The 25,195-nt window shown below is 68.7% G+C and carries 22 protein-coding genes; 8 read left to right on the top strand and 14 right to left on the bottom strand.

The window, feature by feature from the left end; all coding sequences use genetic code 11:
- The first annotated feature begins 77 nt into the window (after nt 1–77).
- Genes FBY39_RS05505 through FBY39_RS05490 form a run of 4 tightly spaced genes read left to right on the top strand, consistent with a single transcriptional unit; the run spans nt 78 to nt 7,893 of the window.
- Nucleotides 78–3,413: a DUF2126 domain-containing protein gene (locus FBY39_RS05505; RefSeq protein WP_141930870.1), complete on the top strand. Its 3,336-nt coding sequence runs from the start codon at nt 78–80 to the stop codon at nt 3,411–3,413.
- Nucleotides 3,410–5,947, top strand: a complete 2,538-nt coding sequence (locus FBY39_RS05500) for a circularly permuted type 2 ATP-grasp protein (protein ID WP_141930868.1) — start codon at nt 3,410–3,412, stop codon at nt 5,945–5,947. Before FBY39_RS05505 ends, FBY39_RS05500 begins: the two co-directional genes overlap by 4 nt.
- Complete coding sequence (locus tag FBY39_RS05495) at nt 5,944–6,846, top strand: transglutaminase family protein (RefSeq protein WP_141930867.1); 903 nt, start codon at nt 5,944–5,946, stop codon at nt 6,844–6,846. The genes FBY39_RS05500 and FBY39_RS05495 overlap by 4 nt, the downstream gene beginning before the upstream one ends.
- Before the next feature lie 45 nt (nt 6,847–6,891).
- A complete protein-coding gene (locus FBY39_RS05490; RefSeq protein WP_141930865.1) occupies nt 6,892–7,893 on the top strand; it encodes a putative zinc-binding metallopeptidase in 1,002 nt (333 codons plus the stop codon).
- 78 nt (nt 7,894–7,971) lie between these two features.
- On the opposite strand, the gene FBY39_RS05485 is transcribed toward FBY39_RS05490, so the two are convergent.
- Nucleotides 7,972–10,497, bottom strand: coding sequence for an ATP-dependent Clp protease ATP-binding subunit (locus FBY39_RS05485; protein WP_141930863.1), 2,526 nt, complete (start codon nt 10,495–10,497; stop codon nt 7,972–7,974).
- A 184-nt stretch (nt 10,498–10,681) separates the two neighbouring features.
- Between FBY39_RS05485 and FBY39_RS05480 the strand changes: the two genes are divergently transcribed.
- The 3 genes from FBY39_RS05480 to FBY39_RS05470 are packed head-to-tail and all read left to right on the top strand — an operon-like array spanning nt 10,682 to nt 12,287.
- Complete coding sequence (locus FBY39_RS05480) at nt 10,682–11,308, top strand: hypothetical protein (RefSeq protein ID WP_141930861.1); 627 nt, start codon at nt 10,682–10,684, stop codon at nt 11,306–11,308.
- Nucleotides 11,308–12,048, top strand: coding sequence for a hypothetical protein (locus FBY39_RS05475; protein WP_141930859.1), 741 nt, complete (start codon nt 11,308–11,310; stop codon nt 12,046–12,048). Before FBY39_RS05480 ends, FBY39_RS05475 begins: the two co-directional genes overlap by 1 nt.
- Entirely contained in the window at nt 12,045–12,287 is a 243-nt protein-coding gene (locus FBY39_RS05470; RefSeq protein ID WP_141930857.1) for a helix-turn-helix transcriptional regulator, read from the top strand. The genes FBY39_RS05475 and FBY39_RS05470 overlap by 4 nt, the downstream gene beginning before the upstream one ends.
- Nucleotides 12,288–12,574: 287 nt before the next feature.
- Here the strand turns inward: FBY39_RS05470 and FBY39_RS05465 are convergent, their stop codons facing one another.
- The 4 genes from FBY39_RS05465 to FBY39_RS05450 all read right to left on the bottom strand — a co-directional run bounded on the left by FBY39_RS05465 (nt 12,575) and on the right by FBY39_RS05450 (nt 16,476).
- On the bottom strand, nt 12,575–13,432 hold the full coding sequence (locus FBY39_RS05465) for a hypothetical protein (RefSeq protein ID WP_186336922.1): 858 nt from the start codon (nt 13,430–13,432) through the stop codon (nt 12,575–12,577).
- Nucleotides 13,433–13,872: 440 nt separating this feature from the next.
- Complete coding sequence (locus FBY39_RS05460; RefSeq protein ID WP_141930855.1) at nt 13,873–14,610, bottom strand: hypothetical protein; 738 nt, start codon at nt 14,608–14,610, stop codon at nt 13,873–13,875.
- A gap of 142 nt (nt 14,611–14,752) precedes the next feature.
- Nucleotides 14,753–16,222, bottom strand: a complete 1,470-nt coding sequence (cls, locus tag FBY39_RS05455; protein ID WP_141930853.1) for a cardiolipin synthase — start codon at nt 16,220–16,222, stop codon at nt 14,753–14,755.
- 44 nt (nt 16,223–16,266) lie between these two features.
- On the bottom strand, nt 16,267–16,476 hold the full coding sequence (locus FBY39_RS05450) for a hypothetical protein (RefSeq protein WP_141930851.1): 210 nt from the start codon (nt 16,474–16,476) through the stop codon (nt 16,267–16,269).
- A 115-nt stretch (nt 16,477–16,591) separates the two neighbouring features.
- Here FBY39_RS05450 and FBY39_RS05445 point away from each other — a divergent pair, with 115 nt between their 5' ends.
- Nucleotides 16,592–17,674 (top strand): DUF4192 family protein, encoded by a 1,083-nt coding sequence (locus tag FBY39_RS05445; RefSeq protein ID WP_141930850.1) that lies wholly within the window; start codon nt 16,592–16,594, stop codon nt 17,672–17,674.
- A 20-nt stretch (nt 17,675–17,694) separates the two neighbouring features.
- Here FBY39_RS05445 and lysS read toward each other — a convergent pair whose 3' ends face one another.
- The 9 genes from lysS to folE form a co-directional block, all read right to left on the bottom strand.
- Nucleotides 17,695–19,203, bottom strand: coding sequence for a lysine--tRNA ligase (lysS, locus tag FBY39_RS05440; protein ID WP_141930848.1), 1,509 nt, complete (start codon nt 19,201–19,203; stop codon nt 17,695–17,697).
- Between the two features lie 114 nt (nt 19,204–19,317).
- Nucleotides 19,318–20,037, bottom strand: a complete 720-nt coding sequence (locus FBY39_RS05435) for a DUF2520 domain-containing protein (RefSeq protein WP_141930846.1) — start codon at nt 20,035–20,037, stop codon at nt 19,318–19,320.
- A complete protein-coding gene (locus tag FBY39_RS05430) occupies nt 20,034–21,815 on the bottom strand; it encodes a PH domain-containing protein (RefSeq protein WP_260837457.1) in 1,782 nt (593 codons plus the stop codon). The genes FBY39_RS05435 and FBY39_RS05430 overlap by 4 nt, the downstream gene beginning before the upstream one ends.
- Nucleotides 21,812–22,405: a PH domain-containing protein gene (locus FBY39_RS05425; RefSeq protein ID WP_141930844.1), complete on the bottom strand. Its 594-nt coding sequence runs from the start codon at nt 22,403–22,405 to the stop codon at nt 21,812–21,814. Before FBY39_RS05425 ends, FBY39_RS05430 begins: the two co-directional genes overlap by 4 nt.
- Nucleotides 22,353–22,844 carry a DUF3180 family protein gene (locus FBY39_RS05420; protein ID WP_141930842.1) on the bottom strand — a complete coding sequence of 164 codons (492 nt, stop codon included), beginning with the start codon at nt 22,842–22,844 and terminating at the stop codon, nt 22,353–22,355. The genes FBY39_RS05425 and FBY39_RS05420 overlap by 53 nt, the downstream gene beginning before the upstream one ends.
- Entirely contained in the window at nt 22,841–23,374 is a 534-nt protein-coding gene (folK, locus tag FBY39_RS05415) for a 2-amino-4-hydroxy-6-hydroxymethyldihydropteridine diphosphokinase (protein WP_141930840.1), read from the bottom strand. Before folK ends, FBY39_RS05420 begins: the two co-directional genes overlap by 4 nt.
- A complete protein-coding gene (folB, locus tag FBY39_RS05410; RefSeq protein WP_141930838.1) occupies nt 23,371–23,766 on the bottom strand; it encodes a dihydroneopterin aldolase in 396 nt (131 codons plus the stop codon). Before folB ends, folK begins: the two co-directional genes overlap by 4 nt.
- On the bottom strand, nt 23,739–24,581 hold the full coding sequence (gene folP, locus FBY39_RS05405; protein ID WP_141930836.1) for a dihydropteroate synthase: 843 nt from the start codon (nt 24,579–24,581) through the stop codon (nt 23,739–23,741). Before folP ends, folB begins: the two co-directional genes overlap by 28 nt.
- Nucleotides 24,578–25,192 carry a GTP cyclohydrolase I gene (gene folE / locus FBY39_RS05400; protein WP_141930834.1) on the bottom strand — a complete coding sequence of 205 codons (615 nt, stop codon included), beginning with the start codon at nt 25,190–25,192 and terminating at the stop codon, nt 24,578–24,580. The genes folP and folE overlap by 4 nt, the downstream gene beginning before the upstream one ends.
- Nucleotides 25,193–25,195: the final 3 nt, after the last annotated feature.

Here is a 25,195-nt window from a genome sequence, read left to right as displayed (position 1 = left end):
GCCGACGACATGAGCCTGCGCCGACGACACGGGTCGGTCGTAACCCGTTCGCAACAGGATCAGGCCAAGCTGTGTTCATGTCGATCAAAGTCGCACTGGAGCACTACACGGCGTACGAGTTCGACCGCCCCGTCGCCGTCGCCCCCCACGTCGTGCGCCTGCGGCCCGCCCCTCACGCGCGCACGCCGATCGAGGCGTACTCATTGGATATCTCGCCGAAGGAGCACTTCCTCAACTGGCAGCAGGATCCTTTCGGCAATTGGCTCGCGCGGATCGTCTTCCCCGAGCGCGTGAGTCGACTGGAGATCAAGGTCGGGCTCGTCGCCGACATGATGGTCGTCAATCCGCTCGACTTCTTCATCGAGGATTACGCCGAGCGTTTCCCGTTCGCGTACGCGGGCGACCTGGCGACCGATCTCGCACCCTATCTCCGTCCCGTCGATGACAGCGTCGCCGCCTCCCAGTGGCGCTCGGCACTCCCGCCGCTTCCCGCTGACGGCGTGCCGACGGTGCGGTTCCTCGCCGACCTCAACAGCGCCGTCAACCGCACCGTCGCCTACAGCGTGCGGATGGAGACGGGGGTCCAAACCCCCGATGAGACGCTCGCGCTCGGGATCGGATCGTGCCGCGACAGCGCATGGCTCCTCGTGAGCCTCCTTCGCCAATACGGCCTGGCGGCCCGTTTCGTCTCGGGATACCTCGTGCAGCTCGCCTCGGACCAGAAGGCGATCGATGGGCCGAGCGGGCCCGAGAACGACTTCACCGACCTCCACGCGTGGGCTGAGGTCTTCGTCCCCGGGGCAGGCTGGGTCGGCCTCGACCCCACGAGCGCGCTGTTCGCGGGCGAGGGGCACATTCCGCTGTCGGCGACCCCGCACCCCGCCAGCGCCGCACCGATCGAAGGGGCGACCGAGCCCACCTCCGTCCAGTTCACGTTCCACAACGAGGTGCGCCGCATCCACGAGGATCCGCGCACGACGAAGCCCTACACGCCGCAGCAGTGGGAGCGCATCGATGCCGTGGGCGAGGCCGTCGACGCGCGCCTCCGCGCCGGCGACGTGCGCCTCACGATGGGCGGCGAGCCCACGTTCGTCGCGCTCGACGACGCCACGAGCGCGGAGTGGAACACCGACGCCGACGGTCCCCGCAAGCGCGAACTCGCCAACGTCCTGGCCGAGCGCTTGCGTGAGACGTATGCGCTCGGCGGCGTCGTGCACCGCGGCCAGGGCAAGTGGTACCCGGGCGAACCGCTCCCCCGCTGGAACATCGCCCTGCAGTGGCGCACCGACGGCGAGCCGCTGTGGCAGGACGCGTCGCTGTTCGCCGACCCGTGGGCGGATGCGCCGGATGCCGCGACGGCACCTGCCCGCGCGAACGCCCTCGCGCGGCGCACGGCGGAGCTCCTGGGCCTCCCGCCCGCGCACGCGCTTCCCGCTTTCGAGGATCCACTCGCGGCCCTCGCCGCCGATCTCCGCACGCCGGAGGGCCCTCGCCCCGGCATCGACGACGCGGCGGGCATCGACGCCGCAGCCCTCGACGCGGAGGTGACCGAGCCGACGGGGTGGGTCCTCCCCCTCGTCCCGGTCGGAGAGTGGACGAGCCCCGCGTGGCGGTTCCGCCGCGGGCGGCTCGTCCTGATCCCCGGAACGAGCGCCGTCGGGCTCCGACTCCCGCTGGATTCCGTCGCATGGAAGGACCCCGAGTGGACGGGCGAGCCGTCGTACCTCCAGGCGGGGGCGCCCCTGCGACACGGCATCCCTTCCGTCTCCGTCGCCGATCCCGAGGGTGCTCCGACGACGGCGCTGACGTTCGAGGCCCGCGACGGGCACGTGCACGTGTTCCTCCCGCCGACCGACGAGCTCGCCGACTACGCAGACCTGCTGCGGCTCGTCGAGACCGCCGCGACGGACACGTCGACCGCCGTCGTCCTGGAGGGGTACGGCCCGCCGCCGGACCCACGGCTCGCACAGCTCAGCGTCACGCCCGATCCCGGCGTCATCGAGGTCAACGTGCAGCCGACGGCGTCGTGGCGGGCGCAGCGCGATCTCACCTTCACGCTCTACGACGAAGCACGGTCGGCGCGGCTCGCGACGGAGAAGTTCGACCTCGACGGGACGCACACGGGAACGGGCGGCGGCAACCACCTGACGCTCGGCGGCGTCGAGCCGATCGATTCCCCGCTCCTGCGGCGCCCCGACCTGCTCGCGAGCCTCGTGACGTACTGGCAGCGGCATCCGGCCCTCTCCTATCTCTTCTCGGGACGCTTCATCGGGCCGACGAGTCAAGCCCCGCGCTTCGACGAAGGGCGTCCCGAGGCGGTGTACGAGATGGAGATCGCGCTGCAGGAAGTGCGCCGACTCACTCGCGAGGGCACCGAGGACCCGTCGCCGTGGGTTGTGGACCGAGCGCTCCGCCACCTCCTCACCGACCTGACGGGCAACACCCACCGCGCCGAGTTCTGCATCGACAAGCTCTACAGTCCCGATTCCTCCCGCGGACGCCTGGGGCTCCTCGAACTGCGCGGGTTCGAGATGCCGCCGCACCCCGAACTCGCCCTCGTGCAGGCGCTCCTCGTGCGGAGTCTCGTCGCGATGTTCTGGGAGAAGCCGTTGACGGCTCCCCTCGTGCGGTGGGGGACGACGCTCCACGAGGACTTCCTGCTGCCCCACGGCGCCGTCCGCGACATCGCCGAGGTCGTCTCGGATCTGCGGGCGCACGGCATCCCGTTCGAAGAGACCTGGCTCGACTCCTTCACCGAGTTCCGCTTCCCGCGGATCGGGATGACGCGCATCAGCGCGACACCGGGATCGACCGTGACCCGCCCCGACCTCGGGGAGGGCGGATGGACGGGCTTCGCGTCGAGCGCGGGCGGCGAGACGATCGAACTCGAACTCCGCCAGGCGATCGAACCGTGGCACGTCCTCGGGGAGGAGGCGACGGCGGGCGGCACTTCGCGCTACGTCGATTCCTCCGTCGAACGGATGCAGATCAAAGTGCACGGCATCGACCCCGCGCGTCACCTCGTGGCGTGCAACGGCGTCGAGGTGCCACTCACGTCGACGGGACACCCCGGCGAGTACTACGCGGGCGTCCGCTATCGCGCATGGCAGCCGTGGTCGGCGCTGCATCCGTCGATCGAGGTGCACGCCCCTCTCACGTTCGACATCGTCGACATTCCGTCGGCGACGAGCCTCGGCGGAGCCACGTACCATGTGGTACATCCCGGAGGTCGCTCCTACGAGCATCCGCCGGTCAATGCCAACGAGGCCGAAGCCCGACGATCGGCCCGCTTCGAACCACGGGGGCATACGGCCGGCGCGTTCGATGTCGCTGCCGCGAGAGCCGCAGGACGCCGCGCCGCGAGCGCGGACTATCCCCGCACACTTGACCTGAGGAGAGTGCCGCAAGAGTGAGCGTGCTGCGCGACTACGCCACGGCAGTGTCACAGCCGACACTGCCGTTCGACGCGCCCGGCACCGCGGCGGTCACGCTCGGCGACGCGCTGCGCTACGACGAGGTCGTCATGCCCGACGGAGGCCTCCGCCCCGCATGGCGCGCGATGGCCTCCCTCGCTCTCGCCCTCACGCCCGACGAGCTCCGCCGCGTCGACGGCGAGATCATGCGCTTCCTCGCGGACGAAGGCGTCACGTACGTCGACCGTGGGACCGGCTCGCAGCCGTGGCAGCTCGATCCCGTCCCCCTCGTTCTGGATGCCGCGGACTGGAGCCGCCTCGAAGTCGGCCTCGCCCAGCGGGCCGAGCTCCTCAATGCCGTGCTCGCCGACCTGTACGGGCCGCAGCGGCTCCTGTCGTCCGGCGTGATCCCCGCGTCGGTCATCTTCGGCCATTCGGGGTTCGCACGCCCCCTCGCCCGGCCGAGCGCCGCCACGCGCCAACCGCTCCTGCTGTCGGGGACCGACCTCGGCCGCGACGCCGACGGCGAGTGGCGCGTCCTCGCCGATCGCGTGCAGGCACCGTCCGGCCTCGGCTACGCGATGCAGAACCGGCGCGTCATCTCGCAGGTGCTGACCGATCTGTACCACGAAGACGACCTGCACCGGATGGAACCGTACTTCGCGGCGCTCCGCGAAACGCTCCTAAGTGCCGCGGACGACCTCGCAGCCGACCCGCGCGTCGTCATCCTCACGCCGGGAACGCACTCCGAGACGGCATTCGATCAGGCCTTCCTCGCCAACGCCCTCGGCTTCCCGCTCGTGCAGGGGAGCGACCTCGTCGTCCGCGACGGCTGGGTATGGATGAAGCCGTCGGGGTGGCCGAAAAAGGTCCCCACGGAACGGGTCGACGTCATCCTGCGACGCGTGGACGCCGAATGGTGCGACCCGCTCGAACTGCGCTCGGACAGCCGACTGGGCGTCGCTGGTCTCACGGAAGCCGTCCGCCGCGGACGTGTGCGACTCGTCAACGGACTCGGCGCGGGCGTCCTCGAGAACCCCGCCCTCCTCCCGTTCATGCCCGTCGCGTGCGAACTGCTCCTCGGCGAGCAGCTCCGCCTCCCCTCCGTCACGACGGCGTGGTGCGGTGACCCCGATGCGCGGGCGACCGTCCTCTCGCGTGTCGCCGAGGGCGACCCGGACCTCATGGTCCGCCCCATCGACCAGTCGCGCGCCACGATGGCAGGACTCGATGCCGCGGAACTGACCGCGCGGATCCTGGCGGAACCGCACCGGTTCGTGGGTCAGGATCTCCTCCCGCTCTCCCACGTCCCTGTGTGGAACAAGGACGCGCGCGCGGACGCGCGCCCCGTCGTCCTCCGCGCCTTCACGCTGCGCTACCGCTCGGCCTACCGCCCCCTCGTGGGCGGGCTGGCCTCGGTGCGGGAGGATGCGCACGGGGCGCCGACGACGAAGGACGTCTGGGTCCTCAAGGCCGATGGGGCCGACCCCGATCAGGGTCTTCCCGACATCGCCCCCATCGACCTGGCCCGGACGGTTCCCTCACTCGGTCCGCGCGCGCTCGCCGACATGTTCTGGGCGGGGCGTTACGCCGAACGCGCGGAAGACCTCCTCCGACTCGTCCTCGTCACCCACCAGCAGCTCGACAACCTCGGAAGCGCAGCCGCACGCGGGTCCGACGAGAGCATCCGCGTCCTGCTCGCGACGCTGCGCCGGCTCGCAGGTTTCCGGTCCGACGATCCCGAGGCGGAGTTCCGCTCGCTTCTCCTCGATCGCACGCGCGGCGGATCGGCCGCGCACTCCGTCGCTCGCCTGCGGGAATCCTTCGAGGGTGTCCGCGACCAGCTGTCCGTCGACACATGGCGCGTGTTCTCGAACATCGACCGCGCCGTCCGGGCGCTCCACGCCTCGCCCCGCGCGCACCGGTCGGCGGAGTCGGCCTCCCGCATGCTCACGGCGCTCCTGTCCCTCTACGGGGTCACGGCGAACATGATCCGCGACGAAGGCTGGCACATGATCGAAGCGGGTCGCTTCCTCGAGCGATCCCTGCAGGTGTGCCACCTGCTCGCCGCGACGACCGTCGACCGTCGCTCGCCGCGCGTCGAGCGAGACGTGCTCGATGCGGTGCTCACGAGCGCCGAGAGCGCTGTGACGCATCGACGCCGGTTCCGAGGCACCGTCCGCCCCGCCGACACTCTCGAGCTCCTGCTGCTCGACGGCGACAACCCGCGTTCGCTCGCGTTCGCGCTCGCCGAAGTGCGCCGCCACCTCGCCGCCATGCCGGCATCCACGGGTTCGACGCGCGCCGAGCGACTCCTGGAGCACCTCGAGACCGCTCTCGACGCGACGGACGTCGTCGACCTCGTGGCGGGCTCGAACGGGCGCCGTGAGCACCTGGCCGCTTTCCTCGCCGACACGACGACGCAGTTGCAGCATCTCGGCAACGCCATCACCCACCAGCACTTCGCGAGCGGACCGCCACCCGTGCCGCTGTCCGACCTCTCCCTCATCGAAGAGAGAGGAGCGACGGCATGAGGTATCGGGTCTCGCACCGCACGACCTACACGTACAGCGGCGCCGTCCAGGACAGCGTGGGGCTCTTCCACCTCGTGCCGCGCATGCTGCCGTGGCAGGACGTTTCGGCGAGCGATGTCGAGGTCTCCCCCGAGCCAGGAGACCTGCACCGTGACGTCGACCACTACGGCAACGCGACCACGTACTTCCATCTCACGGAGCCGCATTCCTCACTCGTGATCGAGGCGACGAGCGACGTCGACGTGACCGCGCCCGCCTACGATGCCGAGGCGCTCGGCGCACCATGGGAGACCGCGCGGCCGCTCCTCGACCCCCGCGCTCCCGGCGCATGGGCGGCGACCGAGTTCGCCCTCCCGTCACCGCGTGCCGCACACGTCGACGAGGCGACACAGTACGCCGCGGCATCCCTCACCCCGGGTCGCCCGCTCGGCGAGGCGGTCACCGACCTCATGCACCGCATCCACGCCGACTTCGCCTACGACAGCACCGCGACCACGGTCACGAGCACCGTCGCCGACGTCATGCGCACGCGCGCGGGCGTCTGTCAGGACTTCGCCCACCTCGCTCTCGCGTGCCTGCGCGGGCACGGCGTCGCGGCCCGCTACGTCAGCGGCTATCTCGCGACGAGGACGACGGCGGGCACCGACCGTGTCGTCGGCGCCGACGCATCGCACGCGTGGCTCGCCGTCTGGCTGCCCGCAAGCGACGAGTGGCTCGCGATCGACCCCACCAACGACCAGTGGGCCAACGATCGCTACGTCACGGTCGCCTGGGGTCGGGACTACGGCGATGTGTCGCCGGTCAAGGGCATCATCTTCACGAAGGCGAAGAAGTCGACGCTGCGGGTGTCGGTCGATGTCGCGCCCGTCGCCGATCCCGCTATCAGCATCCCCTCCTGACCACCACCCACCGCCGCAAGCGCCCGCGTGTGACAGGATCGCCGAATGAAGGCCTACCGCTGTCGCGTCTGCGGCAATCCCCTCTATTTCGAGAACTCGGTGTGCGTCTCGTGCGGGACGGCCCTCGGCTACTCGCGCGGTGAACGCGCGATCGTGCCGGTCGACGCCCGCGGTGTCTACGTCGACGCCGAGGGGTGGATCTGGCACGTGTGCAGGAACCTCTCGTTGTCGGGATGCACATGGCTCGCACGCCTCGAGGGGGGTCAGTGCGAGAGCTGCGACCTCACCCGCACGCGGCCCAACGACGCCGACGCCGCCGGCATCCGCAACTTCCCCGTCGCCGAGCGGGCGAAACGGCACCTGATCGCCGACCTGGATGCGCTCGGCTTTCCCGTCGTGGGCAAGACGACGGATGCCGTGAACGGACTCGCCTTCGATCTGCTCTCGTCGACCGCGGCCGACGTCATGATCGCCCACGCCGACGGGGTCATCACGATCGACCTCGCAGAGGGAGACGACTCGCATCGGGAACGCGTGCGGCGACAGCTCGACGAGCCGTATCGCACGATGCTCGGCCACTTCCGTCACGAGGTCGGCCACTACTTCGAGTGGCAGCTCGTGGAGCGGAGCGACGACGAGGCCCGGCGCTCCCGTGCGCGAGAACTGTTCGGTGACGAGACGACTGACTACGCGGCATCCGTCGACCGCCACTACGCGGAGGGTCCGCCCAGCGACTGGCCGGAGCACTACATCTCAGCCTACGCGACGATGCACCCCTACGAAGACTTCGCCGAGACGTGGGCGCACTACCTCCACATCTGCGACACGATCGAGACGGCCGTCGAATCCGGCCTCGTCGCCCCCGTCGAGCTCGTCGGACGGGAGCGCTTCCGCGATCTCGTCACCGAAGTGTGGATGCCGCTCGCACGCGCGCTCAACCTCGTGAATCGCTCACTCGGGAAAGACGACCTGTACCCCTTCGTCATCGCCCCGCGCGTACTCGACAAGCTCGACTACATCGCGTCGCTCCGGCCCGTCTCGAGCTAGCGGCGGACGCCGATAAGAACGAAGAGCGGATGCCACGTGGCATCCGCTCTTCGTTCGCGACCTCGCGAGAGGTGTGGATCAGCTGTTGGCGGCGAGATCCGGAGTCGTCGCGATGTCACCCGAGGTCAGCGCTCCGACCGCAACCCGGTCGCCGCGCGGGCCGTGCTCGAAAGCGAACTCGCCGTTCTCGACATCGACCTTCACGTGGTCTCCCGCGTTGAGCTCGCCGTGCAGGATCTTCTCACTGAGACGATCCTCGACCTCGCGCTGCATCGCACGGCGAAGGGGCCGCGCGCCGAGCGTCGGGTCGAACCCGATCTCGATGAGCTTGTCCTTCGCGGCATCCGACAGCTCGAGCGTCATGTCGCGGTCGAGCAGGCGGTCGCCGAGGCGCTTCGTGAAGAGGCCCACGATCTGGCGCAGTTCATCCTTCGACAGCTGCGGGAAGACGATGACGTCGTCGAGGCGGTTGAGGAACTCGGGCTTGAAGTTGCGCTTGAGCTCCTCGTCGACCTTGCCCTTCATGCGCTCGTAGCTCGTCGCGGCATTGCCCTCGACCTGGAACCCAACGGGACCACCGGCGATCGCCGACGAACCCAGGTTGGTCGTCATGATGATGACGGTGTTCTTGAAGTCGATGACGCGCCCCTGACCGTCGGTCAGGCGACCCTCTTCGAGGATCTGCAGGAGCGAGTTGAAGATGTCGGGGTGAGCCTTCTCGATCTCGTCGAAGAGCACGACCGAGAACGGCTTCCGGCGCACCTTCTCGGTGAGCTGACCGCCCTCTTCGAACCCGACGAATCCGGGAGGGGCACCGAACAGGCGCGAAACAGTGTGCTTCTCACCGAACTCCGACATGTCGAGCGAGATCAGAGCGGCCTCGTCGTCGAAGAGGAACTCGGCGAGCGCCTTGGCGAGCTCGGTCTTTCCGACGCCCGTGGGGCCGGCGAAGATGAACGAGCCCGACGGACGCTTGGGGTCTTTGAGCCCCGCGCGCTGGCGGCGGATCGTCTTGGAGAGCGCGGCGATCGCCTCTTCCTGACCGACGACGCGCTGGTGGAGCGCCTTCTCCATGAAGACGAGACGGCTCGACTCCTCCTCCGTCAGCTTGAAGACGGGGATGCCGGTGGCCTGGGCGAGCACTTCGGCGATCAGGCCCTCGTCGACGACGGCGTGCGTCGCGACGTCGCCCGACTTCCACTGCTTCTCGAGGCGCAGGCGCTCGGCGAGGAGCGACTTCTCCTCGTCACGCAGCGATGCCGCCTTCTCGAAGTCCTGGTCCTCCGACGCCTGCTCCTTGCTCTGGCGCACGTTCGCGATCTTCTCGTCGAACTCGCGCAGCTCCGGCGGGCTCGAGAGGATGCTGAGCCGCAGGCGCGCACCCGCCTCATCGATCAGGTCGATCGCCTTGTCGGGCAGGAACCGGTCGGAGATGTAGCGGTCGGCCAGGTTCGCCGCCGCGACGATCGCGCCATCCGTGATCTGCACCTTGTGGTGCGCCTCGTAGCGGTCGCGCAGCCCTTTGAGGATGTTGATCGCGTGGGGAAGGCTCGGCTCGGCGACCTGGATCGGCTGGAAGCGGCGCTCGAGCGCGGCATCCTTCTCGAAGTGCTTCCGGTACTCGTCGAGCGTCGTGGCACCGATCGTCTGGAGCTCACCGCGCGCGAGGAGGGGCTTGAGGATGGAGGCCGCGTCGATCGCGCCCTCGGCGGCTCCCGCACCCACGAGCGTGTGGATCTCATCGATGAAGACGATGATGTCACCGCGCGTGCGGATCTCCTTCGTGACCTTCTTGAGGCGCTCCTCAAAGTCACCGCGGTAGCGGGACCCGGCGATGAGCGACCCGAGGTCGAGCGAGTAGACCTGCTTGTCCTTGAGCGTCTCGGGGACGTCGTTCTTGACGATCGCCTGCGCGAGACCCTCGACGACGGCGGTCTTTCCGACACCGGGCTCGCCGATGAGGACGGGGTTGTTCTTGGAGCGACGCGAGAGGATCTGCATGACCCGCTCGATCTCCTTCTCGCGCCCGATCACGGGGTCGAGCTTGTTGTCGCGCGCCGCCTGCGTGAGGTTCCGTCCGAACTGGTCGAGGACGGCCGAACCGCCCTGTGCACCCTGCGCCTGCTGCTCGCCGGCGCCGGCCGCGACACCCGCGGGCTCCTTGCCCTGGTAGCCGCTGAGGAGCTGGATGACCTGCTGACGCACCTTGTTGAGGTCTGCGCCGAGCTTGACGAGCACCTGTGCGGCGACGCCCTCACCCTCGCGGATGAGTCCCAGCAGGATGTGCTCCGTGCCGATGTAGTTGTGGCCGAGCTGCAGCGCTTCACGCAGAGACAGCTCGAGGACCTTCTTCGCGCGCGGCGTGAACGGGATATGACCCGTCGGCTGCTGCTGTCCCTGGCCGATGATGTCCTGGACCTGCTCGCGCACGGCGTCGAGCGAGATACCGAGGGATTCGAGCGCCTTGGCGGCGACACCTTCCCCCTCGTGGATCAGCCCGAGCAGGATGTGCTCGGTGCCGATGTAGTTGTGGTTGAGCATCTTCGCCTCTTCTTGGGCGAGCACAACCACGCGTCGGGCGCGATCCGTGAATCTCTCGAACATCTCCATACCTCCGGCCAGACGCTCTGATCGCGTCTACACACGAGGGTAACGAGGGCCCGGGGACCGCATGCCCGTGTTCGCCGTGGGCATACCGCGGCCAGAGCGGGCGTGCTTGCCAACCGTATCGAGAATCGTTATGTTAACGCTTATCGATAGTAACGATGATCGATAAGGAGCTGGACTCATGCAACGCGATACGCCACCCACCCCCGTCTCGAAAGGCATGGAGCGGGGCATCCTCATCCTCCTGATGTCCGCCGCCGCCGTGATCGGCTTGGCGCTGCTGCTTCCCGCCGTCCGCCAACTCGTCCTCATCGCGAACGACGAGACGTCCGTCTCATTGCTGACGTTCACCGATCTCCCGGCCTCGGGGACGACGGATGCCGGAGCCACGATCTCGTCCGCGACGTTCGAGTCCTCCTGGGTCGTGGCGACGGGACTCAGCGACGCGGCGCGCTGGCTCCTCGGGCTCGGTGTCCTCTTCGGTGCGCTGACGGCAGCGGTGACGATCGCCGCCGTCGTCTTCTTCCTCCTCCTGCTGATGTGGCGCCGCCCGTTCCACCGTGCCCTCATCACCGCGACGCAGATCGCCGGTGCGGCGCTCCTCATCGGCAGCATCCTCTCGGTCGGACTCGGCGGACTCGGGCGCATGATGGCGGCCGACGAGCTCAACCCGATCGCGGGAGACGTCTTCGTCGTCGGGTTCACCTTCGACCCGACCGTGCTCCTCGCGGGGATCGGCGTCCTCGCGCTGTCGATCGTCTTCAGCTACGGAGTGAAGCTCCAGAGCGACACGAAGGGACTCGTCTGATGAGCACCAGTACATCCGACCTCGCCGGGGCCCTGTGGTCGATCGGCCTGTATCTCCTGATCGTCGCGGCGATCGTGGGGGTTGTCGTGCTCATCGCGCGCTGGCGGCGGAGCACGACGGTCCTCATCGATTCCGCCCTCGCGATCTCGGCGGTGTGGGTCGCGCTCTTCGTGATCGCGACGCCGTTCGCGATCGCGCAGACGCTCACAGGAGGCACCGTCTGGGTGGACGACCTCCCCGTCTCGGTGCCGTGGAATGAGGGCGTCGCGTGCGGATCGACGCGTGTGAGTGACGCAACCACCTACCTGGAATGCGCGAGCGTGGGCGAGGTGAACGCGTCGATCGTCGGCCTGCCGTTCGGAACGCGCGCGCTCCTCGCGACGGGGCAGTTCATCGGCGCGCTGCTCATTGCAACCCCCGCCGCCGCAATCGGGGTCATCTGCTTCCAGCTCCTTCGCGGCGCAGCATTCGCGCGGGTCACGAGCCGCACGCTGCTCGTGACGGCGATCGTGATCCTGGTCGGAGGCATCGCCGGTGATCTGGCGACGGGCGTCGGCCGCGGACTCGCCGCTCTCGAGGTATTTCCCTCGTCGGCAGACCCCGACGCGACGGGCGCCGTCGCGACCTACAATCTGACCGTGCAGATGTGGCCGTTCGGCGCAGCCCTCGCCCTCGCCGCTCTGGCCGCGGTCTTCCGCTACGGCGCACGGCTCGAGCGTGACACGGCGGGTCTCGTATGACTCCCGTCGACCCCGACGACGACGGACCCAGCGGAGTCCACTGCCGCCTCGACGAGCTGCTCGCCGAGCGCGGCATGACCCTCACCCGCCTGTCGGAGCTCGTAGGGGTGTCGGTCGTGAACCTCTCGGTGCTCAAGAACGACCGGGCTCGCGCCATCCGCTACTCGACTCTGTCTGCCATCTGCCGCGCCCTCGACTGCGAGATCGGCGACCTCCTCGTCCGCGCCGACGGCCACTGACGCCGCCCCTCCGCTCACTTGTCGCAAAAGGCGACCTCGCCGCGACCCAACCCCCCATTCAAGACAAGTGAGCAGACGCCCGCGCTCCTTCTCCCGCGCGCCCATCCCTCCGCTCACTTGTCGCGAATGGCGACTCCGCCGCGACCCAACCCACCATGCAAGACAAGTGAGCGCACGGGCGGCACGCCTCTCTTCGCTTACTTGTCGCAAATGGCGACTCCGTCCGCCCACACCCCGCCCTTTGAGACAAGTGAGCGGGAGCCACAGCCCGATGCGCGACCTGGGAGCTACGCGTCGGCTGCGCGGACGGATGCTGCGACGGCGGCGCGCGCCCGCCGGATGAAGGCCGTCCGCTCCAGATCGAGGTCGGACTTCGTGACGCGGATGATCCGCCAGCCGAGATCGGCGAGCATCTCGTAGCGACGAATGTCCTTCGCCCATTGCGCGGCATCCGTCAGGTGCTGCTCACCCTCGTACTCGAAGCCCACCCGCACGCGCGGGTAGGCCACGTCGATCAACGCCACCACGACCTCGTCGATGTACACAGGCCAGTTGAGCGACGGCTCGGGCAGACGAGCATCGCGGGTCAGTGCGAGCCGCAGCCGAGTCTCCTGGCGCGAGCGCGATCGCGTCCGGATGAAGGGCAATGCCTCCCTGAGGCGTGGGATGCCGGGGCGCCGGCCTACCGCGATCGCCGTGTCGAGTGCCGCGAGACTCGCGAGCGCGGGAGGGTCATCCGGATGCATCGGTTCGCGGACCATGGCATCCCCCAGCGCGATGAGGTCGTCGTCCGCGAGGAACTGGCCCATCATCGCCCACGTCGAGGCAGGACTCGTCAAGGGAAGGCCCGACAGCGGATGCTCGACGACGTCAGCCCACCCGGGATTCACCGACCGCCCCCGCACGCCGTCGCAACGCGGAGCGCGAGCAGGCAGAGTCACCCCGACATCGAGCGGACGGTCCTTCCAGGTGCCGTCGTCCGCGAGGGTGAAGAAGGCCGACGGCGGGAGGGGTGCATTCCAAAGGACGCAGGCCGACACGAGGCAGAAGAACTGCGTCGACGGCATCCGAACGGCGTACTCCCCGACGCGCCGGAGCACGGATGCCTCGCACTCATCGCCCGATCGACCGGTGTGGGTGCGCATCCCGTGGAACGGTGCCGTCAAGTCCGAAGCGCGCAACCGCGACCGGGAGAGGGCATTGGCTCGAGCGGATGCCACGGAGAACGGAACAACGATCTCATCGGGAAGTGGTCGGGGCCTCACCCGAGAAGGGTGGCATCCTGCCGACCCCTGCGGTGGCCCGGTGCCCGCATCGGTGGACAACTTCCGCTCTCCACAGGCGCGCGTGCCCCCCGATTCACGCGCCTCACTTGTCGCAAATGGCGAGGTGGTGCGCCGAGAAGTCGCCGTTCGAGACAAGTGAGCGGAGGGCGGCTCCGGCGACGGGCACCCTTTCGGCGCGCGTACACGGGCATCATCCGTTCACTTGTCGCAAAAGGCTGCGTGCCGACCGCGAAGGCCGCCATTCAAGACAAGTGAACCTGCGTCGCGCGCGGCGCGGTCGCGCGGCGCGCGCGGTGGGATCAGTCGTTGCCGATGATCGGAACGCGTACGTTGTCGAACTCGGCGCCCTGAAGGATCACGAAGGTCTCACCGTCGTCGTCGAGGTCGGGGATCTGGGCCACGACGCCGCGAGGGGCCATGTCCATCGTGCACACCTGGTCGGCGGGCGGAGTGACGAACGTCACGGTGGCCTCGGTCGCCGACGTTGCCTCGACGGACTCGATGACGGGCACGCAGCTCGAAGAGCCCCACGTGAGGATGACGATGTCGTCGTCATCGGCCCATCCGGCCGAGGGCTGGTAATCGGTCTCACCGCCGAGCGCGAGGCCCGCGACGCCGTCCAGGTCGGTGTCGCCGACATAGCCGTCGCCGGTCACGCGGATCTCGACATCCTGCGTCGGGTCGACCCCCTCGGGCGTCGCGACGAGCGTCACGCGGGGCACGAGGTCGCGCGTGCACGGGGTGTCCGCCTCCGGCTCGACGAACTCGACCTCGATGACACCGTTCGCGAACGACACGTCACCTGCGGTCGGCACACACGTCGAGCTTCCCTGGGAGATGATCCCGATCATGCGGCCGCTATCGAGCCACGCGGCCTCCAGCTCGAGGTCGGTCGCGAGTTCGGTGTCCGGCTGCGACGAGTCGCTCGGCGTTCCGGATCCGGCCCGATCGGTCGCCGTCGCGCACCCGGCGAGCGTTCCCGCGGCGAGCAGTGCGACGGCAAGAGCGGAAAGTGCGGTGCGTGCGGAGCGGTTCATGGCGAGCCTTCGATCGGTGGCAGAGCAAGAACAGGATGCCGCGGCATCCGTCCCCCCTATGGTGTCGCACCCGCGCAGATAATCTCAGAGGACTCGATAACACCCTCGTCACGAATGCCTGCGAACAGACCGGGCGCGGGACCTACTGAAGCGCAGAGGTGAGGCGAGCGAGGTTATCGAGCACAGTCGATCGAAGGGGTTGCTGCCGCCATTCGTCGAGCGTCAGTTCGCGGCTGAGGTGACGGTACTGCTGCTCGACGTCGCGCATCTGACGCACGAACTCCTCGCCGCGCACGAGCATCGAGATCTCGAGGTTGAGACCGAACGAGCGCATGTCCATGTTGCTCGACCCGATGATCGCGACCTCGTCGTCGATCGTCATCGACTTGGAGTGGAGGATGTACGGCCTCTGGTACATCCAGATCTTGACGCCCGCCCGCAGGAGCGCTTCGTAGTAGCTGCGCTGCGCGTGATAGACGAGGGCCTGATCCCCCTCTTCGGAGACGAAGAGCTCGACGTGGATGCCGCGCTGGCACGCCGTGGTGATGCCGAGCAGCAGTGCCTCGTCGGGCACGAAGTAGGGGCTGACGATGATGATCTTGCGTTGCGCGGCGTACAGAAGACCCGCGAACAGCTTGAGGTTGTTCTGGAACTCGAACCCAGGGCCCGACGGCACGATCTGGCAGTCCAGGTCTCCCGGCCCCGACTTCACGTCGAACAGGTCGATCTCGTCGGTGAGCACTTCGTCGGTCTCGCTATACCAGTCGCTGAGGAAGACGGCGTTGACGGATGCCACGACGGGGCCTTCGATCCGCGCCATCAGATCGACCCAGTGCAGGCCCCTCCGGATGTTCTTCGGGAGGTTGTAGGTCGAGTCGGTCACGTTCTGGGATCCCGTGAACGCGACGAGCCCGTCGACGACGAGGAGCTTCCGGTGGTTGCGGAGGTCGGGTCGCTGGTACTTGCGCTTGAACGGCTGGACGGGGAGCATGAGCCGCCAATGCGCCCCCATCGCGTCGAGACGCCGGGTCGTGGCCTTGTAGAACGGCTTTCCGCGGTTCGCCCAGTGGTCGAGGAGCACGCGCACGACGACTCCGCGGGCGCAGACCTCTTCGAGCGCGCGGAAGAAGTTGTCGGTCGATGCGTCGGACTGCAGGATGTAGAACTCGACGTGGACGTAACGCTTCGCCGCGCGGATCTCATCGGCCATGGCGTCGAGGCTCGCTTGATAATCCGAGATGAGGTGCGCTGCGTTGTCACCCGCGAGGGGCATGGCGCCCAGGTTGCGGTTGAGCGTCACGAGCGAGGTGAACCACTGCGGTGCGTGCGGACGCAGCGTTCCGAAGTCGAGGTTCTCGCTCGTCTCACTGATGTATTGGTTGATCTGCTCCTGCTTCTTGCGGCGCTTCCGCGGAAGACGCGGGTTTCCGATCAAGAGGAAGAGGAACACCCCGACGAGGGGAATGAAGTAGATCGCCAGGAGCCAGGCCATCGCAGCCGTGGGACGACGATTGCGCGGCACGACGATGACGGCTGTCACGCGCACCGCAAGGTCGACGATGAAGAGGACGATGACGAGCCATGTCCAGTCGAACGTGATGCTCAGCTGCATGGTCCCCCCTCTTCTGCCCGGCGTTCTGCCCAGCGTAGTGGGGGTCAGGGACGCGGCGCTGCCGGTGCAGCGGGACCGTCGTCGGAGCGGGGCGGAAGCCCGAGCTTCGCGCGTTCCTGCGCCTCGATCCGCGCGTACTTCTTCCGCTCGTTCCGGTCGGCGCGGACGACGCTGCGCAGGACGAAGAAGAACAGAAGGCTCACCACGACGGTGGGAAGCAGCGACCACAGCACCGCGACCCAGTAACTCTCCATGTCTCCAGGATACCCGCCCGCATCGACGCCTCCCCAGGGCGGGGCTCCCACCCGAGATTCCACCGGTATCGCAGAGCGGCGCTCGCCGACGTATCCCGCGAGCCACGCTCTTCCCATGACGAAAACCGTGAAGGCCGCGAACGCGGCGGAGTTCCTCGCCCTGGTCCCGCATCTGCTGGGATTCCACCCGCGGGACAGCCTCGTTATGGTCCCGTTCTCCGGCAGCCGCACTCTCGGCGCCGTGCGCTACGACCTGCCCGCAACCGCTGCCGACGTCGACCGCCTCGCCGCGACGGTCGTCGGAATGGCATGCCGAGTCTCGAACGTCGATGCCGTCGCGATCACCGTCTGGTCGGAAGACGCCGACACGCACGGCCGTTACGTCGCGGCGTTGGAGAGCCGCTCCGACGCCTGCGGCCTCGCGGTCGTCGACACGCTGTGGAGCACGCCGACGATGTGGGGCCGATTCGGCGATGACGAGCGACACCCTCATCTCGCGGGCGAGCGAGCACCGGATGCTCTCGACGCCGATCAGGCGTCGGGGTCGGAACTACCGCTGATCGGCCCGACCGAGCGTGAGGCGTTGGCCGACGCCCTGACCGCGCTCGAGGATGCCATTCGCGTCGTCTGCGGGGCTTCCGACGACGATCCGGCCGACGATCCAGCGCGTCCGACCGACCCGCGGGCACTGTCGGCGGTGTGCGCGCTCGACGATCTTCCCGATCTCTTCGAGAGAGTGCTCGATTGGAATGCCGAAGCCCTGAGTCCCTTCGATGCGGCGACGCTGACATGGTGCCTCGCACGCCCGGCACTCCGCGACATCGCACTGGTCCAGTGGTGCCGCGGGTTCTCCGCCGGCGACGAGGCGCTCGATGCCCAACTCCGCTGGGAGGACGGCGAAGACTATCCACCCCATATCGCGATGAACATGTGGGGAGAGGGTGGCCGGCCCGATCCTCGTCGACTCCTGCGCGCACTGGAGATCGTGCGACGGATCGCTGCCGCTGCACCCGAGGGCAAGGCAGCGGGCCCGTTCGCCACGTCGGCCTGGATCGCATGGGCGCTCGGGAGGTCCACCCACGCCGCGGTGTACGCCGAGCGAGCGTGTGAAGAAGAGCCCGAGCACGGGCTCGCCGAGATCGTCATGTCGTTCGTCTCGGCGGGCCACCTTCCCGATTGGGCGTTCCAGAGGTCATGAACGCCGGAAGAAGCTCCCGACTACTTCACGAGGGGGAAGAGAATCGTCTCGCGAATGCCGAGACCGGTGATCGCCATGAGAAGTCGGTCGATTCCCATGCCCATCCCGCCCGTGGGGGGCATGCCGTGCTCGAGCGCACGGAGGAACTCCTCATCGATGCGCATCGCCTCGTCGTCGCCGCGTGCAGCGAGCTTCGCCTGCTCGACGAATCTCTCTCGCTGGATGACGGGGTCGACGAGCTCGGAATAACCGGTCGCCAACTCGAAGCCTCGCACGTACAGGTCCCACTTCTCGACGACGCCCGCAACACTGCGGTGCTCGCGCACGAGCGGACTCGTGTCGACGGGAAAGTCCATCACGAAGGTCGGCTTGGTGAGACCGGGCTTGACGAAGTGCTCCCACAGCTCTTCGACGAGCTTTCCGTGGGTCGCGTGGGCGGGAACCTCGACACCGGACTCCTCGGCGAAAGCCACGAGCACATCGAGCGTCGTCTCCGGGGTGATGTCGCGCCCGGATGCCGCCGAGAGCGAACCGTACATCGAGAGGCGTTCCCACTCGCCGCCGAGGTCGTACTCCGTGCCGTCCGCCCAGACGACGGTCGTCGACCCCGCCACGGCGCGCGCCGCGTTCTGCACGAGTTCCTGCGTCAGGTCGGCGATGCCGTTGTAGTCGCTGTACGACTGGTAGGCCTCGAGCATCGCGAACTCGGGGCTGTGGGTCGAGTCCGCCCCCTCGTTGCGGAAGTTGCGGTTGATCTCGAACACCCGATCGATGCCGCCCACCACGGCGCGCTTGAGGAAAAGCTCGGGCGCAATCCGCAAGTAGAGCTCGGCGTCGAAGGCGTTCGAATGCGTCACGAACGGCCGAGCCGACGCCCCGCCGTGCTGCACCTGCAGCATGGGCGTCTCGACCTCGATGAAGTCGTGACCGGCGAACGTGGCCCGCAGGCTCGCGTTCACCTTCGCCCGAGCGATGACCGTCTCGCGCGCACGATCACGAGCGATGAGGTCGAGGTAGCGGCTGCGCACCCGGCTCTCTTCGCTGAGCTCGGTGTACAGGTTCGGGAGCGGCAGGATCGCCTTCGCCGCGATCTGCCACTCGGAGACCATGATCGACAGCTCGCCGCGGCGACTCGAGATGACCTCGCCCGCGACGAAGACGTGATCGCCGAGGTCGACGAGCTCCTTCCAGGCCTGCAGCGACTCCTCGCCCACCGCGGCGAGAGAAACCATGGCCTGGATGCGGCTGCCGTCGCCTGCCTGAAGCGTCGCGAAGCAGAGCTTGCCCGTGTTGCGGCTGAAGACGACGCGACCCGCGACCGCGACGGTGACCCCGGTCTCGTCGCCTGCCTCGAGCTCACCGAAGCGCGCGCGGACATCGGGGATCGTGTCGGTGACGGGAACCGACACGGGATACGCTCCGCCCGCGGCGTCCGACCGCTCCTCGATGAGCCGCTCGCGCTTGGCCAGGCGGACAGCCTTCTGTTCGAAGACGTCATCGACCTCGGCGGTCTCGGGGGTGTCGCTCATGGGGTCGGCTCCTCGCACAATCGCCCCCAAGTCTATCGGCGCGCGCCACCCGGGCCGTGGCCGATCCGCGGTCGACGACGATGGGTCAGGACGATGGATGCCGTGATCCCGCGGTCACGCGGAGCCCTCCTCCGTCGGCAACTCGATCGCAGGCGGGAACGTCCCGGCAGAGGTCAACGCGTCATCGATCGTCGCGTGCACGAGCGCAGACAGGTAGGACCCCGGGCTCTCGACACCGATCTCCGCGAGGAGGCGCGTGGATTGCTCGACGATCGATCGCGAGAACGTCGTCGCGGTGACGATCGCCTCGGCGTATGCCGCGCGATCGGCCTCGGCGACCACGACGGGCTCACATCCGAGCTCGACCGCGAGCGCCTGCGCGATGGGCAGAACCGGCGTCGGCGCCGTCACCGCGGCGAACGCCCCCGCAAGACGCCGCAGGTCTATCGACGTGCCCGTGAAGGCGATGGCGGGATGCACTGCGAGGGGGATGGCTCCACCCGAGACGGCCGGCCCGAGGACGCCGACCCCTTCAGCCGGATCCGTGTGCAGCACGAGCTGGCCCGGCGCCCACGCGCCGATGTCCGCGAGTCCTGCGACGAGCCCCGCGAGCTGCGCGTGCGGCACGGCGATCACGACGAGTTCGCTGCGGCGGACGACTTCGAGGGCGTCGAGAAGGGGGACGCCCGGAAGAAGCGCCTCGATCCGGGCGTCGTCGGAGCCGTGGGTGATGCCGACGATCGCGTGGCCCGCGCCCGCGAGTGCAAGCGCGACGACGGGGCCGACACGACCGGCACCGATGACACCGACGCCGAGTCGTCCGTCGCGGTTCACGACGGGTCCCTCCGCGTCTCGGGCGCGACCTCACCGTCGGGCAGAGTCCGGGGAGAAGGTGGTGGGGTGGACGGCGTCTCGACGGGGGGCGGTGGCAGCAAGAACGGCGATGCGCTCGAGCCGGACAGATCGTCGGGAGCCGTCCGGTGCGTGGCAGGCGCAGCCTCGGAGACGGGTTCTTCGGCACCTTCCTCCGTATCGGCATCCGCAGTGGTCTCCGCCCAGCGGTGGGACCGATCCCCGGCGACCGCGGCGACAACGCTCGCCGCGACTCGTTCGAAGGCGGCGAGTGCGGCTTCCCGATCGATGATGCCGAGGATCCCCGAGACCGGGCCGGTGATCGTGTGCGGATGAAGGTTCGCGACGCCGAGGGATCGATCGATGGGCCCCTGCGTGAGCCCGACGCTCTGAAGTCGCGCGAGGGGGAAGATGCCGAGCTTGCGCCAGATGAAACCACGACGCACGAACAGGGCGTGCGCGCTGAGGTCGAAGCCGTTGCGACGCCACGACAGCGGACGCAGCCACCGGGCGCGCTGCGGCGTGTTCGTGTACGGATCATGAGCGGCGGGGCCGAGCAGGCCGTGCTCGAAGACGACCGGCCATTGGTCGTCGGGCATCCCGGGCAGCATGAGCCGCAGCACTCGCTCCACATCTGCGCGCGTACCGACCGGGAGCACCGTGGCGAACTGGTCGGCGTCGGGATCGGTGGCGCTGCGACCGGACAAACGGTTGACGGTGATCGTCCACCATCCGAATCGGCGCCAGAGCACGGACTGCGAGACCTCCACGGCGTGGATTCTGCCGGGCGGGAGGATCTCGGTCGTCGTCGTGAAGAGTCCGAAAGTGATGCGGACTCCGCTCGAAGTCGGCGCGATCGAATAGCGGAGCGACTTCGTGATGCTCGAGACCCAGTACGCGCCGAAACCGAGGACGGCCGGCACCATGCCGAAGAGGATCCACGGGGTGCCGACGATCGACCCGACGACGATGGCGCCGATCGCGAAGAGCAGCCCCACCGTCGCACCGCTGAGGAGTCGAGACCCGATGAGGCGGCCCAGCGGGATGTGCACGACGGACTCGGGCTCCGCGACGGGACCCTCGGCGCCTTCGATGATCCCCGTGATCCCGGCAGAGACGACGGATGCCGCAGCCGACACCCGCGAGCGCGGGCCTTCCGCCTGCGCCTGCGCCGAGCCCAGTTGGGCGCCCGAGGCGAGACGCAGGATGTCGGCCCGAACGGCTTCGGCATTGCCTGTCGAGAGGTACTCGAGCTTGACGTTCCCATCGGCTCCCGCGCCGACGACCTCGAGCTTCGCGGCGCCGAAGAGTCGCGCGACCATGGGCCGCGTGAGGTTGACCCCTTGAACGCGATCGAGGGGCGCGCGGCGATGCGTGCGGAACAGGACGCCGCTTCGCACCTCGACATCGTCGCCCGTGATCCGGAACGTGTGGAAGCGCCACGAAATGTAGAAGACGCCGATGAGGACGAGGACGATTCCGAGGACGGCGAGGAGCGCGACGAGGATGAGGTTGTTCGCGAGCACCCAGTCGAGCGGATCACCCGGGTACTCGGCGTACTCGCGCAGCTCGGGGACGAACAGTTCGATCAGCCGGTCACGGAAATTCGTGATGACGATGCCCGCCACGACGACGAGAGCGAATCCGCCGCGCAGGAACGGCGTCAACGGGTGAAGCCGATGCCATTCGCCGTCGCTGAGATGCGATCGGACGAGCTCGGGCGGCGGCGCAGCCTCGGAGCCGGTGGGGATGCTGCTCACAGTCCGGTCCGGCGGGTTTCTGCCACATCGACGAGAGTGTCACGCAGACGCTCCGCAGCCTCTTGGCGAAGACCCGGGATCGTCACACCGGTCGTCGCGGCCGCGGTCACGAGCTTGAGCTGCGCGATCCCGAACCCGCGGTCGAGGGGCCCGTGAGTGATGTCGACGAGCTGCATCCGTCCGTACGGCACGGCCACGACGCGCTGCCAGAGGATTCCGCGCCGGAAGACGAGGTCGTCCTGCCGCAGCTGGTAGCCGTACGACCGGGCCTGGCGCGGAGTGATCGCTATCGTCCACACCATGATCACCGTCATGATTCCGCCGGGGATCCACGCCCACATCTGCCCCAGCACGAGGGTCAGCACGAGCGTGGCGGCCACGACGAGCACGGCGATGATCCCGCTCGAGATCAGCTGCACCCAGACGTACTGGCGTGCGAGCTGATGCCACGTGCCGTCGCCCAGGGGAAGACGATTCTCCGCCCGCGGCTCCTTGATCCGATCGAAGGTGCCCGCGTCGAGGACGCCGTCCGTTCCATCAACGGCGGGGTCGCTCGAATCCGGCGTCGTCGGGACCGGGGTGTTCGTCATCGTCGTCCTTTCGGATCGTGCACAAATGCTCCGCCACGAGACCCGCGGCGACGAGACCCGCACCGCAGACGACCGTCGCGATGACGGTACCCGTCGAGCCTATCGACGGCACGACGGGTCGAGTCACGAGGAACAGCCCGAGGCCGGCGGCCGCACCGCCGAACACCGCGCCGACGATGCTCGACGCCTTCGCCAGCGCGGCGACGCGCACGGCCCGGAACGGATTGACCACGACGCCCGCGGTCCCCTTCGTCGCACGGCGGATGGGGATCGCCAGCGCCACGACGAGCAGGCCCAGCAACAGGAGGAGGATCGGAAGAGTGACGGCGGGCGTGAAGGTCGACCGTCCCATGCTCGTGAGGACCTGATCGAGGAGGAAGCCTGCCGCGACACCGGCGAGCCCGGCGATGATGAGGACGCTGGGGCGGGTGCGCTTCACTCGGATCCTCGCAGGCGGGCGAGCAGCGCGTCGACGCGCCCGTGACCGGGGAGGGTCGCATCAGGATCGACCGCGAGCCACGGCTCGAGCACGAAGTCGCGTTCAGCGGCACGTGGATGCGGCAACTCGAGGTCGGGGTCGTCGCTCGTGACATCGGCGTACGCGATGAGGTCGAGGTCGAGGGTGCGGTCGCCCCACCGCTCGCGACGCACGCGGCCGTGCCGGTTCTCGATGGCATGGAGGTAGTCGAGCAGGACCGACGGCGCGAGGCGCGTCGAGAGGATGGCGACCGCGTTGAGGTACGCCGGAGCCTCTTCGTCGGGCCCCTCGGGGGTGACGGCGATCGACACGACGGCTGTCGAAGCCTTCACCTCTACGACGAGCGGGAGACGCGCGAGGTCTTCGAGCGCGGCGCGAAGAGTCGCGGCGCGATCGCCGACGTTGGAACCGAGCGCGATGACGGCATCGACGGGGGTCTTCGCATCGCGCGACGGCCCGCCCTCGATCCCCTGGGCGAGGTTGCGGCTCATCGGGAGTCCTCCTTTGTCGTCGAAGCGACACTGCGGCGATGCACTGTCACGGCGACGTCGTGGAACGGCACCGTGATCGGCGCCGATGGCTTGTGCACCGTCACGGCGACGGAGAGCACGGCGTCGCGGCGCAGCAGATCCTCGGCGATGCGGACGGCGAGCGTCTCGATGAGGTTCACGGGCTCACCGCCGACGATCTCGACGATCCGCTCGGCGACCTCGCCGTAGTGCACCGTGTCGACGACGTCGTCGGTCGAAGCCGCGCGGACAGTCGACACACCGAGCGTGACATCGACGACGAACTCCTGTCCGTCCTCTCGCTCGTGGGCGAAAACACCGTGGCGACCGAAGGCGCGAACGCCCGTCAGAGTGATCTCGTCGACGCGGTCCATCGCGGCTCCCCTTCCCAGCATCCGGCGACCTTCAGCGCATCGCGCGTCGCGGCGACGTCGTGCACGCGCACTGCCCATGCCCCCGCCTGCCACGCGAGCACGCTCGCCACGGCGGTCGCGAGATCGCGCCGGGACTCGCTCACATCTCCGGCGGACTCCTCGCCTACGGTGAGCACCTCGGCGAGCATCCGCTTGCGGCTCGTTCCCACGAGCACCCGACGCCCCGCCCCCACGATCCGATCGAGACCGCGGAGCACGGCCCAGTTCTGCTCTGCGCGCTTGCCGAAGCCGATACCCGGGTCGACGATCAGTCGAGCGGGCGGGATTCCCGCCGCGGCAGCCGCGACGACGCGCGCTTCGAGCTCGGAGATCACCTCGACCACGACATCGTCGTACTGCGCGTTCGCGTACATATCGGCGGACGGTCCGCGCCAGTGTCCGACCACGAGCTCGGCATCCGTCGCGGCGACGGCCGGGAGGAGGTCGGGGTCGGCGAGACCGCCCGAGACGTCGTTGACGATCCGCGCCCCGGCCTCGACGGCGGCGACCGCGGTCGAGGCGTTCATGGTGTCGACGCTCACGACGACACCCGCGCGAGCAAGCTCGGCGATCACCGGGAGGATGCGGTCACGCTCGATCTGCGGCTCGACCCGCACGGCGCCGGGCCGCGTCGACTCGCCCCCGACATCGACGAGATCGGCGCCGGCAGCCGTGAGCCTCATGCCGTGCGCGATCGCGGCATCCGGGTCGACGAAACGGCCGCCGTCGCTGAAGGAGTCGGGCGTGACATTGACGATCCCCATCACGAGGGTCATCGGCCGTCACCCGTGTCGAAAGCGGGTCGCGCCGCAACCAGAAGCGCGATGATCTCGGCACGCGCGGCCGGTTCTGCCAACTCGCCGCGCGCAGCGATCGTCACGGTCGACGAGTCGGACTGCTGATCTCCCCGCATCGTGACGCACTCGTGGGTCGCCTCGAGCACAACGAGGACTCCCCGCGCGTCGAGCGACGACGCGATCGTGTCGGCGACCTGTTCGCCCAGACGCTCCTGCACCTGAGGCCTCGACGCGAGCACGTCGACGACCTTGGGGAGGGCGCCGAGTCCGACGACCTGCTCCCCCGGAAGATACGCGATGTGTGCACGACCGCGGAACGGGAGCAGATGGTGCTCGCACACCGACCGGAATCGGATGCCGCGCAGCACGACCGCGCCCGAGGGGAGCGTGTCGGGGGCGGGCCCACGCGAGACCGAGATCGTGTGGGCGAGGGGGGCCGCGGCATCCACCCCCACCCCCGAGAAGAACTCGGAGTATGCATCAGCGACCCGCTCCGGGGTCATCCGCAGGCCCGGTCGAGCGGGATCCTCCCCGATTGCTTCGAGGAGTTCACGGACGAGCGCCGCGACGCGCTCACGATCGACGGCCACGCG

It is taken from the genome of Microbacterium sp. SLBN-146 (assembly GCF_006715145.1).
Classification (GTDB): domain Bacteria; phylum Actinomycetota; class Actinomycetes; order Actinomycetales; family Microbacteriaceae; genus Microbacterium.
This window is presented reverse-complemented; position numbering and strand designations above follow the sequence as displayed.

Excerpts from the sequence above, each read along its gene's own strand:
- FBY39_RS05480 (WP_141930861.1), top strand. The coding sequence starts at position 10,682 with ATGCAACGCGATACGCCACCCACCCCCGTCTCGAAAGGCATGGAGCGG.
- FBY39_RS05505 (WP_141930870.1), top strand. The coding sequence starts at position 78 with ATGTCGATCAAAGTCGCACTGGAGCACTACACGGCGTACGAGTTCGAC.
- FBY39_RS05460 (WP_141930855.1), bottom strand. The coding sequence starts at position 14,610 with ATGAACCGCTCCGCACGCACCGCACTTTCCGCTCTTGCCGTCGCACTG.
- FBY39_RS05490 (WP_141930865.1), top strand. The coding sequence starts at position 6,892 with ATGAAGGCCTACCGCTGTCGCGTCTGCGGCAATCCCCTCTATTTCGAG.
- FBY39_RS05495 (WP_141930867.1), top strand. The coding sequence starts at position 5,944 with ATGAGGTATCGGGTCTCGCACCGCACGACCTACACGTACAGCGGCGCC.
- FBY39_RS05445 (WP_141930850.1), top strand. The coding sequence starts at position 16,592 with ATGACGAAAACCGTGAAGGCCGCGAACGCGGCGGAGTTCCTCGCCCTG.
- folP (WP_141930836.1), bottom strand. The coding sequence starts at position 24,581 with ATGACCCTCGTGATGGGGATCGTCAATGTCACGCCCGACTCCTTCAGC.
- folK (WP_141930840.1), bottom strand. The coding sequence starts at position 23,374 with ATGAGCCGCAACCTCGCCCAGGGGATCGAGGGCGGGCCGTCGCGCGAT.
- FBY39_RS05450 (WP_141930851.1), bottom strand. The coding sequence starts at position 16,476 with ATGGAGAGTTACTGGGTCGCGGTGCTGTGGTCGCTGCTTCCCACCGTC.
- FBY39_RS05470 (WP_141930857.1), top strand. The coding sequence starts at position 12,045 with ATGACTCCCGTCGACCCCGACGACGACGGACCCAGCGGAGTCCACTGC.
- FBY39_RS05475 (WP_141930859.1), top strand. The coding sequence starts at position 11,308 with ATGAGCACCAGTACATCCGACCTCGCCGGGGCCCTGTGGTCGATCGGC.
- lysS (WP_141930848.1), bottom strand. The coding sequence starts at position 19,203 with ATGAGCGACACCCCCGAGACCGCCGAGGTCGATGACGTCTTCGAACAG.
- cls (WP_141930853.1), bottom strand. The coding sequence starts at position 16,222 with ATGCAGCTGAGCATCACGTTCGACTGGACATGGCTCGTCATCGTCCTC.
- FBY39_RS05425 (WP_141930844.1), bottom strand. The coding sequence starts at position 22,405 with ATGACGAACACCCCGGTCCCGACGACGCCGGATTCGAGCGACCCCGCC.
- FBY39_RS05465 (WP_186336922.1), bottom strand. The coding sequence starts at position 13,432 with ATGCGCACCCACACCGGTCGATCGGGCGATGAGTGCGAGGCATCCGTG.
- folB (WP_141930838.1), bottom strand. The coding sequence starts at position 23,766 with ATGGACCGCGTCGACGAGATCACTCTGACGGGCGTTCGCGCCTTCGGT.
- FBY39_RS05485 (WP_141930863.1), bottom strand. The coding sequence starts at position 10,497 with ATGTTCGAGAGATTCACGGATCGCGCCCGACGCGTGGTTGTGCTCGCC.